The 15,599-nt window shown below is 42.4% G+C and carries 14 protein-coding genes and 1 rRNA gene; 3 read left to right on the top strand and 12 right to left on the bottom strand.

Translation table 11 applies throughout. From position 1 onward, the window contains the following. The 7 genes from AC0YN7_RS29280 to AC0YN7_RS29250 form a co-directional block, all read right to left on the bottom strand. Positions 1 to 115, bottom strand: a 16S ribosomal RNA gene (locus tag AC0YN7_RS29280); the annotation flags it as partial. 263 nt (positions 116 to 378) lie between these two features. Then, complete coding sequence (locus AC0YN7_RS29275; protein ID WP_475813542.1) at positions 379 to 873, bottom strand: CYTH domain-containing protein; 495 nt, start codon at positions 871 to 873, stop codon at positions 379 to 381. 26 nt (positions 874 to 899) lie between these two features. Beyond that, complete coding sequence (locus AC0YN7_RS29270) at positions 900 to 1,664, bottom strand: AAA family ATPase (protein ID WP_475813541.1); 765 nt, start codon at positions 1,662 to 1,664, stop codon at positions 900 to 902. Positions 1,665 to 1,759: 95 nt separating this feature from the next. Further along, positions 1,760 to 2,932 carry a YecA family protein gene (locus AC0YN7_RS29265; RefSeq protein WP_475813540.1) on the bottom strand — a complete coding sequence of 391 codons (1,173 nt, stop codon included), beginning with the start codon at positions 2,930 to 2,932 and terminating at the stop codon, positions 1,760 to 1,762. Positions 2,933 to 3,165: 233 nt separating this feature from the next. After that, a complete protein-coding gene (locus AC0YN7_RS29260) occupies positions 3,166 to 4,272 on the bottom strand; it encodes a slipin family protein (protein WP_475813543.1) in 1,107 nt (368 codons plus the stop codon). Between the two features lie 148 nt (positions 4,273 to 4,420). Further along, positions 4,421 to 4,555 (bottom strand): hypothetical protein, encoded by a 135-nt coding sequence (locus AC0YN7_RS29255; protein ID WP_475813539.1) that lies wholly within the window; start codon positions 4,553 to 4,555, stop codon positions 4,421 to 4,423. 229 nt (positions 4,556 to 4,784) lie between these two features. Beyond that, positions 4,785 to 6,203: an RtcB family protein gene (locus tag AC0YN7_RS29250; protein WP_475813538.1), complete on the bottom strand. Its 1,419-nt coding sequence runs from the start codon at positions 6,201 to 6,203 to the stop codon at positions 4,785 to 4,787. Between the two features lie 194 nt (positions 6,204 to 6,397). Between AC0YN7_RS29250 and AC0YN7_RS29245 the strand changes: the two genes are divergently transcribed. The 3 genes from AC0YN7_RS29245 to katA all read left to right on the top strand — a co-directional run bounded on the left by AC0YN7_RS29245 (position 6,398) and on the right by katA (position 10,077). Continuing rightward, positions 6,398 to 7,714 (top strand): helix-turn-helix transcriptional regulator, encoded by a 1,317-nt coding sequence (locus tag AC0YN7_RS29245; RefSeq protein ID WP_475813537.1) that lies wholly within the window; start codon positions 6,398 to 6,400, stop codon positions 7,712 to 7,714. Continuing rightward, positions 7,701 to 8,498, top strand: a complete 798-nt coding sequence (locus tag AC0YN7_RS29240) for a WYL domain-containing protein (protein ID WP_475813536.1) — start codon at positions 7,701 to 7,703, stop codon at positions 8,496 to 8,498. The genes AC0YN7_RS29245 and AC0YN7_RS29240 overlap by 14 nt, the downstream gene beginning before the upstream one ends. Before the next feature lie 121 nt (positions 8,499 to 8,619). Further along, the gene (katA, locus tag AC0YN7_RS29235; protein WP_475813535.1) at positions 8,620 to 10,077 is read left to right on the top strand and encodes a catalase KatA; all 1,458 of its coding nucleotides are present in this window, start codon (positions 8,620 to 8,622) and stop codon (positions 10,075 to 10,077) included. Positions 10,078 to 10,168: 91 nt separating this feature from the next. On the opposite strand, the gene bshB2 is transcribed toward katA, so the two are convergent. The 5 genes from bshB2 to AC0YN7_RS29210 form a co-directional block, all read right to left on the bottom strand. After that, positions 10,169 to 10,822, bottom strand: a complete 654-nt coding sequence (bshB2, locus tag AC0YN7_RS29230; protein WP_475813534.1) for a bacillithiol biosynthesis deacetylase BshB2 — start codon at positions 10,820 to 10,822, stop codon at positions 10,169 to 10,171. Between the two features lie 23 nt (positions 10,823 to 10,845). Beyond that, entirely contained in the window at positions 10,846 to 11,193 is a 348-nt protein-coding gene (locus tag AC0YN7_RS29225) for a YojF family protein (protein WP_475813533.1), read from the bottom strand. Between the two features lie 79 nt (positions 11,194 to 11,272). Further along, positions 11,273 to 13,684 (bottom strand): ABC transporter permease, encoded by a 2,412-nt coding sequence (locus AC0YN7_RS29220; RefSeq protein WP_475813532.1) that lies wholly within the window; start codon positions 13,682 to 13,684, stop codon positions 11,273 to 11,275. Positions 13,685 to 13,689: 5 nt separating this feature from the next. Continuing rightward, on the bottom strand, positions 13,690 to 14,448 hold the full coding sequence (locus tag AC0YN7_RS29215; RefSeq protein ID WP_475813531.1) for an ABC transporter ATP-binding protein: 759 nt from the start codon (positions 14,446 to 14,448) through the stop codon (positions 13,690 to 13,692). A gap of 96 nt (positions 14,449 to 14,544) precedes the next feature. Beyond that, on the bottom strand, positions 14,545 to 15,453 hold the full coding sequence (locus AC0YN7_RS29210) for a sensor histidine kinase (protein ID WP_475813530.1): 909 nt from the start codon (positions 15,451 to 15,453) through the stop codon (positions 14,545 to 14,547). Between the last annotated feature and the right edge of the window lie 146 nt (positions 15,454 to 15,599).

Raw genomic sequence — 15,599 nt, 5'->3', positions numbered from 1 at the left:
CACCCGTCCGCCGCTAAGTATCAGAGATGCAAGCATCTCATCAACTCCGCTCGACTTGCATGTATTAGGCACGCCGCCAGCGTTCGTCCTGAGCCAGGATCAAACTCTCCATAATAGAAGTTTTCGCACCGACGCGATGTCGATGAGAAAAGCTTCAGGTGTTTGACTTGCTCATTACTTTTTTATCGCTTTTTCTAATGATCCGTTAGGATCGTTAGGGCAGTTTAATACTCGTTGTTCAGTTTTCAAAGAGCAATCTTGTCTTTCGTGTTTCTCGTTTGTTCCGGTGTGTTTCTTGGCCGGAATAAGAATATACCATGTATCCGCCTACTAATGCAAGTGTTTTTTCAATTTCTTTTTATTTTTTTAAAAAATAGCTTATTTACCCTGCAGCTCACGCCATACTTTCTTATTGCTATATTGCCTTTCTGAGCTAATATCTCTCCCAAACCACTCCGGTGCAGCAAAGGCATTTGCAGCTTCTTCCGAATCAAATTCTACCTCTAGTACAGTAAGCTTAATCTGATCATAGATATCAATTTCAACTACTCTTCCATCCCATTCAGCCGTAATCCGGTTTTTGGTTAATGGAACCAAGCGAAACGCTTGTACGATCTGTTCATAGATGCCTTCCGAGATCGAATATTCGATTTCTTCACGAGAAAGTCCATTTCCAAGCTTGAATGTGTGTGTGTACTCCACCTTGTCTGTAGCTAGATCAACGATTCTCCGAACACGAATTTCTTGATTCTCATCTATAGCCAAATAAGTCTGTTCTATTCTCTGCTCCGACCGCACCTGTACCGTTCCTTCTTCTATTAGCTCAACTGGAATTCCAGGTAGTAGAAACTTACGTTCAATCTCCAATGCCATTTTCAAACCTCTCCTTTTCGTCTTCTTTATTCATCCTCTAAAAATAGCTCGTGAAGCATTTTTTCTCTATTATTAATAAACTGCTTCATCACCATAAAATGATCCGTTTCTTCCAGTGTCGTTCTCTCTATCCCATCTGAGGTCAAATTATAAATGATCGCATCCGGATACGCCATCAAAATCGGTGAATGCGTTGCAATGATAAACTGTGAATGATCCCCTACCAGCTGATTAATTCGCGAAAGCATGGCCATTTGCCGAAAAGGAGAAAGAGCCGCCTCCGGCTCATCCATAATATATAATCCATTTCCGCTAAAACGATGGAGAAAAGCCGCAAAAAACGATTCGCCATGCGATTGCTGATGCAATGACTTGCCGCCATATGAATCAATAATAGGAGGACCTATTCCGCCCGCACGATCCATCTCATCGATATTAGTCGCTAAATTATAATAGCTCTCCGCTCTAAAAAAGAATCCATCCCTAGGTTTCCTAGCTCCCCGTGCCAGCCTTAAATACTGATACAGGTCCGAATGCGTTGATTCCGTAGAAAAATTGAAATTTATGGTGCCTCCCTCGGCGTTAAAACCTAATCCTACCGCTATGGCTTCCATAAGGGTAGACTTCCCCATCCCATTCTCTCCAACGATATAGGTTACCTTAGGATGGAAATCAAGCTGGTCCAGGTCCCGAATAGCGTTCAGATTAAAAGGATATTGGTCAAAGGTTGGTACGGTATCCCGAAGCAGACTGGCACTTCTTAAGTACAAACCCCATTCGCTTTTTGTCATACCGCTTCACTCCTGCCTTCCTATTATCTTCCGGTTCGCTGATAACACCCGAATCGACTTCACTATTCGGCACCTGCACCTATCTCATCCCAACCCTATTGCTGCCCGCAGCATTTCTTAAACTTTGACCCGCTTCCGCAAGGACAAGGATCGTTCCTGCCAACTTTCTGCTTCGTAGTAATAGAGATTACATCAGCTTGCTTTACTGGCTCTGCCGCAGCAGCCATTACATTTGCAGTAGAATTCCTTCTGATAGTTGAAAGCTCTTCGGATGAATATCCCTTAAGCGCCCATTGCTTCGTAGCATTTATGAGAGGCACAAGCAGGTCGGCGATGGCTGACATCATATCCAAGTCGGGCTCTTCGAACGATTCTTGAACAAGCTGCACAGTCTCAACTAAACTGCCACCGTTTCTCACAACATCCACACATTCGTCTATCAAAAACTCAACTTCTTCACGATCCGCCTCGTACTGAGTAAGAATATAACGAACAAGCTCTAAATAGTGCTTATTCCGATCGATGAATTCCGGGGCTGCCGCTTTCAATAATTGTTGTTTCGTGAACGGATAGAAATCTAAAGTTGGCCTAATCGCTTGCTCTTTACGCACCCAATCCGAATTATCTACAAATAAATACGTAAAGTTGGTCACTTCACCTGATTCCAATCTAATTTCATCGTAATAGGACGCAGCATCAATTAATACTTCCAGAAAACCATCATCACTTTGATTTTTATCGCAATAGGAAAGCGCAAGCTCCTGCAGCTTGACACTCGTCAATGTCCCAAAATAAAAGACTAGCCCTTTAGAGAGCTGAATCCAATCTGTATTCCGATAAATAACGTCCTGTTGTGGCAGCATATTCGATGACTTGAACCATTCTACTAGCTCAAGGGGCATGATTAACATTCTTTGACCATCTATCGTAGCAGGGAACAATAAGCCGCGATCCCTAAAATAATCATATTGCTGGATCTCCATCATTGGATTAGTTAATCGACCTTCGCCTTGCAACACCTTCTGAATGACCTTCAGCCTGTCACGATCCCACAATTGGAAGGTTTGCTCAACGTGCTCTGGGATTAGGTGCTGCAGCTTATCAACAAGACCTTGTTTATTAAGACTGCTCATATTGCTTATTTTTAAATTGACCCGTATATTTGTTAGTTCTTGCTTCGTTAATGCGCCAAGTGCATCCTCATAAGATAGCGGATAAGACTGCGTTGGCCATAGCTTGTCCATTACATTTTTTTGCTTGGTAGTCATAGTAATCTCCTAATTTTTAAATTTCACTTATGCTAAGTTAATCTATATTATAGCATTTCAACGATGTTGCAACTTCAAACTATCAAAAAAAGTGATTTTTTATCGAATCAAAATATTCCAATTCGTTTACAGCTTGTCTCAATAAGCCTATTAAAATACATCCAACTACTCGAAATAAAAATAGCCCCGAGGTCCTTTAAAGACCTACGAGGCTACTATTTGAGTTACTTTTTTCATGCGTTCTTTACGCTCAATAGAGAGTTTAACTGCTCCAGTAAATTGCCGCCGCCTGTAAGTGAGATCGTACCAATTTTCTCGCAAATTTTCTCCAAAAACTCGAGCTCCTTAAGGCGGTAAAGCGTCACGTTCTCGTCCATTAGTTTAGCCGTATTGAGCAGGCTGCGTGTTGATGCGGTCTCCTCACGACGAGTGATGATGTTGGCCTGGGCCTTCTTCTCAGCGAATAGGACCGTGTTTAATATTTCTTTAATTTCTCCCGGTAAAATAATATCCTTCAATCCTGCTGCTACAAATTGTACGCCATAGTGCTCACTCTGCTCATTCAAGCGCGAGAGCACAAAAGTAGCAATTTCCTGCTTCATCCGCAGCAGATCATCCAGCTTCAGCGTGCCGACATATTCACGCAAGATGAGCTGGAGCAAAATATAAACCTGATCCTCAAACGACTTGATCTGAAACGCTTTGAGCGGACTTACTACTTTATATTGGCAAACAAAGTTAAGCCGCAGCGTTACCTTGTCCTCCGTCATAATTTCTTGTCCGGTCATATCGAGCTGCTGCTGACGCAAATCAATCGTTTTCACCTGCACCGTCGTAGGACCTTTCCAGTAAAAATACTTCCCAGGCTTCAACTCGCCCTGCATGATATTGTTGTAGAATAAAACAGCTGACTCGTGGCTGGCAACCTCCACCGTTTGGATATATCCTTGCAGCTTCGGCAAGATAGCGCGGTCCACATTAGTTGTGATTTCTGGATTCCTTATATCAACACGGATAAACGTATGCTTTTTCATCACATTCCAGAATGCATAAAGCCCTGCTGTGAGCAGTGAAGCAAATTTTCCATCCTCAAAATGCAGCACGTACTCATAGTCTTGCACATCTGCTACAGTGAGCTCCTCCAATAGTGCTGCATCCTGCAGAAACAGGTTTAGCTGCTTGTTCGGAACGAGAAAACGACTTATTACATTTTGCAAAAGAACCGTATGATCCGAAAAGGTAGAATAGCGATATGTACCAGGTTGAAGATGCTTGACGTAGCTTCCTTTTTTAAATAAAAGCCCGCGCTCATCGTTTTTTACAATAATTTTTTTAAACATCATTCATACACCTCTTTGCGGTTTTTGTGTCCTTACATTAGGAATTCTCCAGCACCGGAGTCGGAATCAGGCTTAAGAAAAGAGATGTATTTGCATCTCGGCTTAGCAGTCAATAAACGATCACGAACGTAATTTCCATTCGCAGCGCTTAATATTCTGCACCGCCGATAACCGCAAAATATTTCTTATCGGTATCCACCGATTGCATAGACTTGGCTGCAGCGACCACACCTAGGTGCAGACGTGGTCCGAGAATTCCTAAGAAAGGCCTTAACCATTTCATTTTGATCTGCTCTAGAAAATCATAAACTACCAGTTGTCTCATCACTTATAGTGACGAGTCGGGAATCGAACCCATTATTGGAGGATTCATATTGATATGGTCATACAGAATACAAGCACATAGTATGCGCAAGCACTGCGGGATTATAGGAAATCCCAGCCAAGGTATGCCATTCATCCATAAACCCATCTATTATTGAAGTTATCTTTAATAGCAAAATTGTAATAACTTAAAGCCCTTTAATTGCGGCCATCGGCTTGCATTTGGCCACTACAGCCGCTAAAGATGCGCCAACGATGCTGTCAATAATCTGATCGACATCCTTATAAGCTTGTGGGCATTCATCAAGGATTGTTTGCAAGGAACGGTGATTAACGAGTATTTCATCCTCTGTGCCGACCTTCATCGATTGCTCGAACTGATCGACTGTAACAAGCTCCTTCGTCGCCCTGCGGGATCTTGCCCGGCCGGCGCCATGACAGATGGAATAAAAGTTTTTTAAGCCTTCATCCTTCCCTACCATAATGTACGAGGAGGTTCCCATTGAACCTGGTATTAATGCGGGATGCCCCGTCTCCTTATATACAGGTGTATTTAAGAAGTGTTTGGGCGGCAGAGCCCGAGTCGCACCTTTGCGATGTACAAGCATCGGTTGATTGCGATGAAATTCCTTGAGCGCGTAGTTATGCATCAGGTCGTACAAGACAGGCATTTCCATACCCGCTCCGAATACCTCCTGAAAGGCTTCTCTCACACCGAAAGCAATCATATGTCTGTTGCTGACCGCAAAGTTAAGCGCTGAATACATAAGATTCAAGTAGGTTTGCCCTTCGTGACTAGCGATCGGAGCGTAAATTAGACTAGGATCAGGATTGCTCACACCCCACTGATTCATCGCCTCCTTAATCACTTTATTGTGCTCTCGGCCAACCATGCCGCCCCAAGCCCGAGAACCAGAATGGATCATGACGACCACTTGCCCATCGAACAACCCCCATTTTTCCGCCAACTCCTCGTATTCCTTATTGATCTCTAAGTATTGAATTTCAATAAAGTGGTTGCCGCTCCCAAGCGAGCCTAGTTGTCCATGAGCATACTTACGGATTTTCGGAGGCAGATCATTCAAATACTTGTGATCGTAAGCAAAGTTAGATTGCTCTACATGAGTCACCCATTGCTGATTAGGAATATACTTCGCCGGCAACCCGTTCAAGCCGTGCTGAACAACGCTCATCACATCGATATCACTGTAGTTCGTATTTGTGCGTTCATTAGTTGGTACATATCTCTCGATAGCTGCAATCAAAGCTCTGCGAACCGCTTTGTATTGAATATCCCGCTTATGCAGCGACGTTGTATGGACACGCATACCGCAGCCTATATCCGAACCTACGATAGATGGAGATACGCAGCCGTCCTTCATATTCCATACTGCTGTTGTGCCGATACAGGTTCCGACCCCGATATGTGCATCAGGTGTGTAGCTCATATATTGATTCCTTGGAATTTGAAGGTTATTATTCGCCATTTCATATACTTTTGGTTCGAACGACTGGAAGACTTCCTCATTTGCGAACAAATGAAGACTTCCATGCTCAAGCATCATTTCATGATGATTATTGCCATGTCGTTTATATTGCATTTCCATTGTGCTTCCCCCTATACTTCCTTCTTGCTCTTTCCAGCAATGCTTGTTGCCGTCTTACAGGTACTATCATCGCTTATTTATAGGTTCTCGAACATGGTGCAAGTATTACGACAGGAGGAAAATTATCCTTTTTGTTCAAATCCCTCACCTGCTACAATGTATATAAGGAATGGCTCCAGAATGGGGGGAACAGTATGGCCAAAGAAAGCTTTGATAAAGAAATTCAATTTTTACGTATGCTTGTCTTAACGAGCGGTGCTTATAATCGCCAGCAATTTGCAGACAGATTAGGCATCTCCATACATACACTAGATAAAACGATCAAACGGTTAAAAGCGATCGTTAATTCCGTATACCAGCAAATGCCGGAGGAGCAAGGAAGAGATTTCGCCGAGACCATTCGGTACAGCTATCTCGATTCTACCGACCCCATGCTGCTCTTTCTATTTCATGCCAAGTCGGTTAAGGAATCGGAGAGCCAGCGAATATCATTGCTTCTCTCTGCCCTTCACAAGCAATCACTAACAGCGATGGAGCTGTTAGATGTTTGCTGCAATAGCTCGTCTACCGTTTTCCCGCTTCCAGACGAGAAGACAATTCGAACAGATCTGAAATATTTGGAGCAGGTTGGCGTTATTAGAAAAGAATCCGGGGCGCGTCCCTTCCGCTATCGCATGGCCAATGGCCTTGTGACCGAGTTATCGCAGGATGAGCTGCTGAGCTTATACGATTTTATCGACATTATGGCTAATACGCAGGTTCCTTCGGTACAGGGATATTTGCTTCGTGACAGCTTAAAAAAGCATAATATTCGAAATCAAATTGCTCATCACGATAAAATAGAGCCTTTTCTATATAAATATCACTTCTACTCTCGCATATTGGATGAAGCGCATCTCTTCATGCTGTTAGGCGCTATTCACCAGCAGCGTGTAATAAGCTTCCTGTATTTCTCACCGAAGAAGGAAACTAGCTATGCTTCCAAAAATACAAATCCTCTGTTCGAACGCGATACCGAGGGTAAGCAGGAACAGGTACTCCCGCTCAAGGTTGTCTACGATCATCAATACGGCAGATGGTATTTGCTAGGTCATCATATGCGTCATGGCATTAAGAAATACCGTTTGGAGGGACTGACCCAAATTATTGAAGAAGAAGCTGCACCGGCCGAGCTGTTTGATGAGAAAAGAGCTGAGCTTGAGGACCTCCTTAAGTACAGCTGGCTAATTGATACGGGGAGAAAGATTACGGTTCGCGTACGTTTCTTCCATCCTGGACATAGCATTGCAAACTTCGTGAAGGAGCGTGTACAACTGCAGGGGCAATGGGGTGAAATTATTGAAGAGGATGAACAATCTTTTATCTATGAGATTGCCGTTAATGGAACGATTGAAATCAAGCCATGGATTCGAAGCTTTGGCTCAAGCTGTGAGGTGCTCGAACCGGTTCAACTGCGGAATGAAATGATTGCCGAGTGGAAGGAGATCAAAGCGTACTATGAATCCATTTGAAAAAATATTTAACTATCAGATTCTATCGCGTTTAGAGGATTCGGGCACGTTCATGATTACTGCAGGTGGGCGAAGCTGGCTGAAGACGATGCTTCAACATCCTGCTGCCATAGAAGCATTCTCGGATGAGACACGTAACAAGCTTCGTCACATTTTAGAAAAGGACGAGACCCTTGCAATAAACGAGCATTTGATGCAAAAGGCGTCCAGCAAAGAAACCCATGTCTACCATCCCTTCATTAAACCCTTAAGACAAGCTATTATGGACAAAAAACTGGTTCAATTAAGCTATGAAACGAAAGACGGCAGAGCCTATACCGAGCAGCAAGGCTTGCCATATAAGCTGGAATATTCGATGGTGAAGAGAGAATGGTACCTGCTTTGGTACCGGCCATCAAGTCGAATGATGATGAGTACGAAGCTGCAAAAGCTTATAGAGGTGCAAGAGCAGCCATGCACTACAGAAGCTTATGAGCAAATGCTGGCTAGAGCTGCTGCCCTCTTGGAAAAACGAAAGGCCAGTGTGAATATTCGAGTTGTTAAAGAATATAATCAAGAACTGTCTCGTATTTTGTATGCATTCTCTTGTTTCGAGAAGGAGGTATGTTATCTAGCAGACACGAACGAATATACAATACGACTTATCTTTGCAAACAATGAAACCGAGTATGTCCTTTCCAAGACCCGCTTCCTCGGCAAACGAGTTCAAATTGCCGACAATGATCAGATGCAGCGGCGTATGCTGGAATCCGCAACTAAGGCGCTCGGACGTTACGGATATTAATTTTTTCCTCATATCCTGTCGTTAATTGTAATTATTCTAAAAAGATATTGATTTTAATTGTTTGACACTTTAAAATGATAGTTGAAGATTATTCAAAAATTATCAAATGAGGTGATCTATTATGAGTACAGAGAAGAACAACCTAACAACCAGTTGGGGCGCTCCAGTTGGAGACAACCAGAACTCGATGACAGCGGGCTCGCGTGGCCCTACATTAATTCAAGATGTACATCTGCTGGAAAAACTAGCGCATTTTAACAGAGAACGTGTACCAGAGCGTGTTGTTCATGCGAAGGGTGCCGGAGCACATGGTTACTTTCAAGTCACTCATGATGTAACATCTTATACGAAAGCAAGCTTTCTATCAGAGGTGGGCAAGCGTACGCCTATGTTCGTCCGTTTCTCAACAGTTGCTGGCGAGCTAGGCTCGGCCGATACGGTTCGTGACCCTCGCGGCTTCGCAACAAAGTTCTATACCGAAGAAGGAAACTACGACTTGGTCGGCAATAATACACCTGTATTCTTTATTCGTGACGCAATCAAATTCCCGGACTTTATTCATACACAAAAACGTCATCCGCAAACGCATTTGAAAAACCCAAATGCAGTTTGGGATTTCTGGTCATTGTCTCCTGAGTCCCTCCATCAAGTAACGATTCTAATGTCTGACCGCGGAATCCCTGCAACTCTAAGACATATGCATGGATTCGGCAGCCATACGTTCAAATGGGTTAATGCTGAAGGCCAAGCGGTATGGGTGAAATACCATTTCAAGACAGAGCAAGGCGTGAAAAACCTCGATCCAGCCGTGGCAGCTCAAATCGCTGGGGATAATCCGGATTACCATACAGAGGATCTCTTCCATGCCATTGAAAGTGGCAACTTCCCAGCCTGGAAACTTTACGTTCAAATTATGCCGATCGAGGATGCGAATACCTATCGCTTCGATCCATTTGATGTAACGAAGGTATGGTCGCAGAAGGACTATCCATTAATTGAAGTAGGCCGTATGGTGCTGGATCGCAACCCCGAAAATTATTTTGCCGAGGTTGAGCAAGCCACATTCTCACCTGGTTCATTTGTTCCTGGTATAGAAGCTTCTCCGGATAAAATGCTGCAGGGCCGTTTGTTCGCTTACGCAGACGCTCATCGCTACCGTGTTGGCGCCAATCATAATTCACTGCCGATTAATCGCCCAACTGCTGAGGTGAAAAATAATCAGCGTGATGGACAAATGCGTTCAGACGGTAATGGCGGGGCTTCCATCTACTACGAGCCTAACAGCTACGGCGGACCAACTGAATCAGCTGAACATAAGCCTGTTCCATTCGAGGTAACTGGCTCGGCAGATAGTGTTGGCTACGACAGCAATGACCATTATACACAAGCTGGTGATCTGTATCGCCTGCTTAGTGAAGAAGAACGCACACGTCTTGTCGATACGATTGTCGGCGCTATGAAGCCCGTTGATCGGGACGATATTAAGCTTCGTCAAATCGGACATTTCTACAAAGCTGATCCTGAGTACGGACAACGTGTTGCCGAAGGTCTTGGTTTATCGATATCACAACAGGCCTAATATACGAATTGTCATAAAAAAGTGGCTGTCGAGTATTTATCGGCAGCCACTTCTTTTGTTATTTAACCTTTAAATCTAGAGCTCGCTCTTCTTAAAAAACATACGTCCAGAAACGTTCCGTTCCGAAGCGCTCTTGAATTTCTCTATCCTCCAGCGTTTTATCGCCGAGCAGCTCAGCCGCTTGGAATTGGGAACGATGAGCTTGTATAGAAGCCATTTTTTTGTCCAAAAATGGCTTAACATCATTTTTGACATCAGACTTGCCAATCGCTTGTTCATGATTTTTGGAAAAGGCGACACAGTGGACAACCGGCCTCTGGTTGCTAGGCAATCTGCCAATGGTGCGAACGACTGCCGCCCCGCATGCATCATGATCTGGGTGAACGCTGTATCCCGGATAAAAGGTAATGACAAGCGATGGAGCCAGCTCTTTAATGAGCGCATCTATTTGTTCATCCAGCTTTTCGTGGGGCTCAAATTCGATCATTTTATCATGAAACCCTAGCATCCTTAAATCCTGAATGCCAATAGCCCGACAGGACTCCTCGAGCTCAAGCTTCCTTATAGCCGAAAGTGTAACTCGATTGGCAAACGGCGGAATTCCCATGTTTCTACCCATTTCCCCGAGCGTCAAGCAAGCATAGGTTACATGAGCACCATCCTTAATATACTTTGCCAAGGACCCTGCTATACCGAAAGCTTCATCATCCGGGTGCGGCAGTATAACTAAAATATTTTGTTTCATAGCTTCCCTCATCTCCTCTCTCATTAGAAGGGCTCCCTGCTTAATTGCAAGGCTACGACGAGCTTGCCTTTACTATCATGCCCCGCTAAAATAAGCCTCTCCGACTCGCTCTCTTCCCAATGTGTAAGCCCTTCTGTATATACCCAACCCTTTATCATTTTCAGTCCAATGCGATAATAAGGCGCACTGCCGGCAAGCAATCCATGGGAGTATCGAATCTTTGCATTGCTAATGAAGTTAGCTGCTGGATGCTTTGAGCTATCGAAATGAGCGGCGTAAGCTCCCGTTGTCATTTCAAGATGAATATATAGCTCTTGATCCTTTAATCGATCAATCAGCTGCTGTACCTTCACTTCATTGATAAGCTCCATTTCTACTCCTCCATTTGCTTCTCTAGGCTTTAAATTAGTTCGTAACTATATATTCATTATATCACATATGGTTCATACATTACTCGACAACTAGAATTCTAGGAGATGTTCGTTCTATAACCCGCGATGATATCCAAGAACCAAAGCAAGCTGATATCACACTTATAAATGCAATCGCTGTAATACCACCCCAATTCAAGGCTAAAGGCATTTTAATAATGCCATAATCAGCTATTAGGCCTTTCAAAATAGCAGGCAATACATATACCCCAACAAAAACACCTATAAAAGCACCTATTGCAGAAAGAGCAGCTATCCCAACCGTAACGGATAGTCTAATTTTAAAAGAGGTCATCCCAATTGACTTATAAATCCCGTAGGTTTTACTCTCTTTTTTAATATTAATCCGACAAGTGCTGTATATAATAATGAATGTAACGAACAAGAATAAAAGTCCCATTATAAGCATTGGCCACATTAAAATAGCAACAACATCTTTAAAAACAGAATCGATTAGCGTTTGCTGCGTTACAGCCTTAATTGATTCCTTATATTTGATATTCAGCTCCTTGATATACTCATCTGATAAAGAGCTGTCATTTAGGTTGATAAATATGTTCGTCACATCATCATATACACTATTTTCTATCTTGACCACATCTGCCGTAATTCTTGCATTGTAGGACAGATTGGATATGGATTGATAAATGCCGGAGATGGTCAGATTATGCTTCTTACCTTGAATATAAACCTCGACTACATCGCCTATTTCCTTATTTAAATACTTTGCTACGTTAACGCCCAGAGATATCTCATTTTTATTCTGAGGATCACGTCCTCTTGCTGTAGTGAAACCAAGATCCGTATATTTTCCATCAATGACAGTCATCTGAATACTTAGAGCCTCTGAATTTTCTTTTTTAGAATCTGCTGTCTTTACAGAAGGAAATACGCTGTTTGCATATCCAGCATATCCAATATTTTTCACTCTTGGATCGGATAATACATCCTTCTCAAAATCAGCACGAGAAAGTGCGGACTTATTAAAAATATTGACTGCAATATTGGAGTCATCATATCCCCACAACTGTGAATTTTGATTAATCGAAAGAATACTATTTATTAGGACAAACCCTATAACAAGTACAGCTGACGTTACGACTGCTAGCATTAGCATGAGAGAAGAACCCTTTATACTTTTCAAAATAGCTCTTAGTCCAATTACCAGTATGACGGGGAAACGCTGAAATCCCATTCTATTAGTGCCAGTTTTGCCTAATCTTCTGGTCAGTTTACTATTATCCGCTTCAGACATTCCATATCTGATGGCTTGCACCGGCTGTATCGATTTGGTTTTATTCGCATAGAACCATACACATAACAGAATGATTATAAATAACGACGCGCCGATAATAATGCCCATGTTGCTCTCTCGTATCGGAAGCATTGAATCTCCCGTTTTCAAAAAAGAAAGCGAGCTTTCTATAATAATTCGTGATACGAAGCTGCTGCCAATCAATCCCGGGATAATACCTATAACAGCAAGAATCCCATATTGAATAACATAGGTACCTATTGTTTGCCGTGAAGACAAGCCTAAAGATTTTATAACACCGATCGTTTTATAATTGGACAAAATAGCATCTGAGATAGTAAATCCAATCGTAAATACCGCAATAAACATCATTACGACACCAAGAAAACTCATCACGAACCCAATGATCATATTAAGAAGGAGATAAAAGGAGGAAATGGATTCAAAATCGGTTTTAGCTTCCATAAAAGGAACACCAAAATACTCCTCAAAACGATTCCAATAACCGCTTTCCTTGCTATAATCATCAAAACGCAGGCCCATCATATACTTTTCTTTTCCTTGCATGGAACCTAGCTGCTTCTCATAATCTTGACCATTCATCCAAACACGAGCAGATATTGTGAATGGCCCACCATAAGGAATATCAACTACAATGCCTGATACCTTCAACTCAAAATCATTGATTCCCGTCTTAAATCCAACATGATCCCCGATAGCAATTCCATAGGTTTTTGCCATGGAGGTGGGTATCCATATGAAACCGGGTTCCGGAAGCAAGCTCGCTTCCCCCTGTGCAAAGATCGGCTTATCTACTTTAGCAGGCAGCCCAGGCGTATTCATCATATATAAACCTAAATTCGGTATTTCTTTACCTTTATGGATGGCTCCTGATAAGTCTCTAAATGGGATGAGTTCGGATGCAGTGACACCTTCTTGTTGTTTCCACCACTTGTTTAACAGAAACGGATCGTGGATTTCACCGCCTAGCTCCAGCATTTGATGAGCACCTTGCATCTCATCATGCATATCCATAAATACATTCTTCGTATTTGAAATAACAGCAACTGCTGTTACAATCAGCAAGGTTGATATTAAAATAAGTATAGCCATTAAGCTGTTTTGAACTTTCTTTCTTCTAAGATTCGATAAACAGAGCGTCCACACAGCGTACATAGGGATCACTCCTTTCCCGTAACATAAGAGAAGATAATATTTTCTCTCTCATGGGGATCCTCGTAATTGAATTTCTCGAACTCCAGCACTCCGCCTATTTTCCCATCCTTTATAAAAATAAGACGGTCTGCCCTACAAGCCGCTTTAATATCATGAGTGACCATCACAACGGACTGTCCTTGACGATTCATCTTCGTTAAAATATCCAAGACCGCAACACCCTGATCAAAATTCAAGCTCCCTGTCGGTTCATCCGCAAATATTACATCAGGTGAGTTGATTAACGCTCTCGCGATAGCTGCACGCTGCTGCTGTCCACCCGAGGTTTGTGAGGGCAGGCGATTATGTTGCGCATCAATCTCCATCTTCTTCATAAGAGAAATAGCTTTGCTCTTCACTTCTTTTTTCGGATAACCCCCAACATACCCTGGCAAAGCAATGTTCTCTAATAGAGTTAGATCTGGCACAAGATTAATGCTTTGATAAATATAACCGATCTTCTTTGCTCTAAAATCAGCCAATTGTTTTTCTTTGTATCCATCTATCCGTTGCTCCTGGAAGGACACCTCGCCAGTCGTTACAGAATCAAGTCCGCTTAGAAGGTAGAGAAGCGTCGATTTGCCTGATCCTGAATTTCCCATAATAACCGTAAAGTCACCTTCAAATATTTCTAAGTCTACGTTTCGGATGGCATGATATTGTTCGCTGCCCGTTGAATAGGTTTTGCAAAGATTTGTCGCCTTTATTATTGCTTTCTTCGACATGAGTAAAGCCCCCTTAATTCTTGTTATATACTCATTGTAAAGGGCTATCCTTTTCAGACGCTTATCAAACTATTAATAAAGTATTACAGCATTTACCTAACCTAGAGGAATGGTAAAATAAAAAACAGTTCCCTCACCTTTTATGCTTTTGAATGAAATCGATCCATTATGAGCTTCAATTATATATTTACAAATAGACAGTCCGAGTCCAGTACCCTTATGGTTAGGGCTCTCTGAGCTCTGGTTCGTCTGCCCTTTGAAATAACGCTCAAATATAAATGGCATATCCTGTGGAAGTATGCCTGCCCCGTTATCTAATAGGGTTACTTTCAAATCTCTACGCTCCAACTCAATGCTCATACTGATCGAATCCCCGGCAACCGTATGCTTTAACGCATTTGAGATCAGATTAGATACAACCTGCTCCAAGCGATTGGAATCCACATGAATAAGCACATTTGGAATGTGCTGCGGTTCTATGAATGTAATGCCTGTTGTACGAACATGATGAGCAATTGGCTTTATAATCGATAGAAAAATGCTTCTGCTATACTGCTCTGTCAGATTGACTGAGATCTGTCCTAGCTCTTTTAAAGCATGCAGTAATAGATCTTCAACTAACCTTGTCATTTTGTCCGTATTAGTCTTCATGACCTCCACATATTCCTTAACAGAGTCCATATCAGAACAAAGACCATCACGAATGGCGTCCATATAAGCAGTAATTATCGTTAGCGGTGTTTTGATATCATGGGAGATATTTGTAATGAGCTCTTTTTGCGATTTTTCATGTTCATCTCTTCGTAGACTTAGATCCATAATCTCCATTCTCATTTGATCAAACATCGCATAAACCTCGCCTATTTCATCCATCCTGCCATACTCAGCGACTTGCTGATAATCTCCTTTCAGAATCGCTTCTGAATAATTTTTTAATCCTTTTATAGGTTCAACCGTATCATTGGTAATTTTCTTTCGAAGCCCCAGAAAAAGCAGTACTAACATAACCAGAGAAAATGCGATCATGATGTAGGGGAATACGAGGCCACTGAAAAACTTACGTTTTTAATTTGTTAAAGATTTGTTTTAAATCAAAAAGGCGATATTTCGTTCACATTGGAACGGAATATCGCCTTTCTTTTTATTCTTTT

It is taken from the genome of Paenibacillus sp. J31R122 (assembly GCF_056269185.1).
The sequence above is the reverse complement of the archived record's forward strand: the minus strand, read 5'-3'. Positions and strand labels throughout refer to the sequence as shown.

Coding starts and splice junctions, on each gene's coding strand:
- AC0YN7_RS29275 (WP_475813542.1), bottom strand. CDS start 873: ATGGCATTGGAGATTGAACGTAAGTTTCTACTACCTGGAATTCCAGTT.
- AC0YN7_RS29270 (WP_475813541.1), bottom strand. CDS start 1,664: ATGACAAAAAGCGAATGGGGTTTGTACTTAAGAAGTGCCAGTCTGCTT.
- AC0YN7_RS29265 (WP_475813540.1), bottom strand. CDS start 2,932: ATGACTACCAAGCAAAAAAATGTAATGGACAAGCTATGGCCAACGCAG.
- AC0YN7_RS29260 (WP_475813543.1), bottom strand. CDS start 4,272: ATGTTTAAAAAAATTATTGTAAAAAACGATGAGCGCGGGCTTTTATTT.
- AC0YN7_RS29255 (WP_475813539.1), bottom strand. CDS start 4,555: ATGAAATGGTTAAGGCCTTTCTTAGGAATTCTCGGACCACGTCTGCAC.
- AC0YN7_RS29250 (WP_475813538.1), bottom strand. CDS start 6,203: ATGGAAATGCAATATAAACGACATGGCAATAATCATCATGAAATGATG.
- AC0YN7_RS29245 (WP_475813537.1), top strand. CDS start 6,398: ATGGCCAAAGAAAGCTTTGATAAAGAAATTCAATTTTTACGTATGCTT.
- AC0YN7_RS29240 (WP_475813536.1), top strand. CDS start 7,701: ATGAATCCATTTGAAAAAATATTTAACTATCAGATTCTATCGCGTTTA.
- katA (WP_475813535.1), top strand. CDS start 8,620: ATGAGTACAGAGAAGAACAACCTAACAACCAGTTGGGGCGCTCCAGTT.
- bshB2 (WP_475813534.1), bottom strand. CDS start 10,822: ATGAAACAAAATATTTTAGTTATACTGCCGCACCCGGATGATGAAGCT.
- AC0YN7_RS29225 (WP_475813533.1), bottom strand. CDS start 11,193: ATGGAGCTTATCAATGAAGTGAAGGTACAGCAGCTGATTGATCGATTA.
- AC0YN7_RS29220 (WP_475813532.1), bottom strand. CDS start 13,684: ATGTACGCTGTGTGGACGCTCTGTTTATCGAATCTTAGAAGAAAGAAA.
- AC0YN7_RS29215 (WP_475813531.1), bottom strand. CDS start 14,448: ATGTCGAAGAAAGCAATAATAAAGGCGACAAATCTTTGCAAAACCTAT.
- AC0YN7_RS29210 (WP_475813530.1), bottom strand. CDS start 15,453: ATGTTAGTACTGCTTTTTCTGGGGCTTCGAAAGAAAATTACCAATGAT.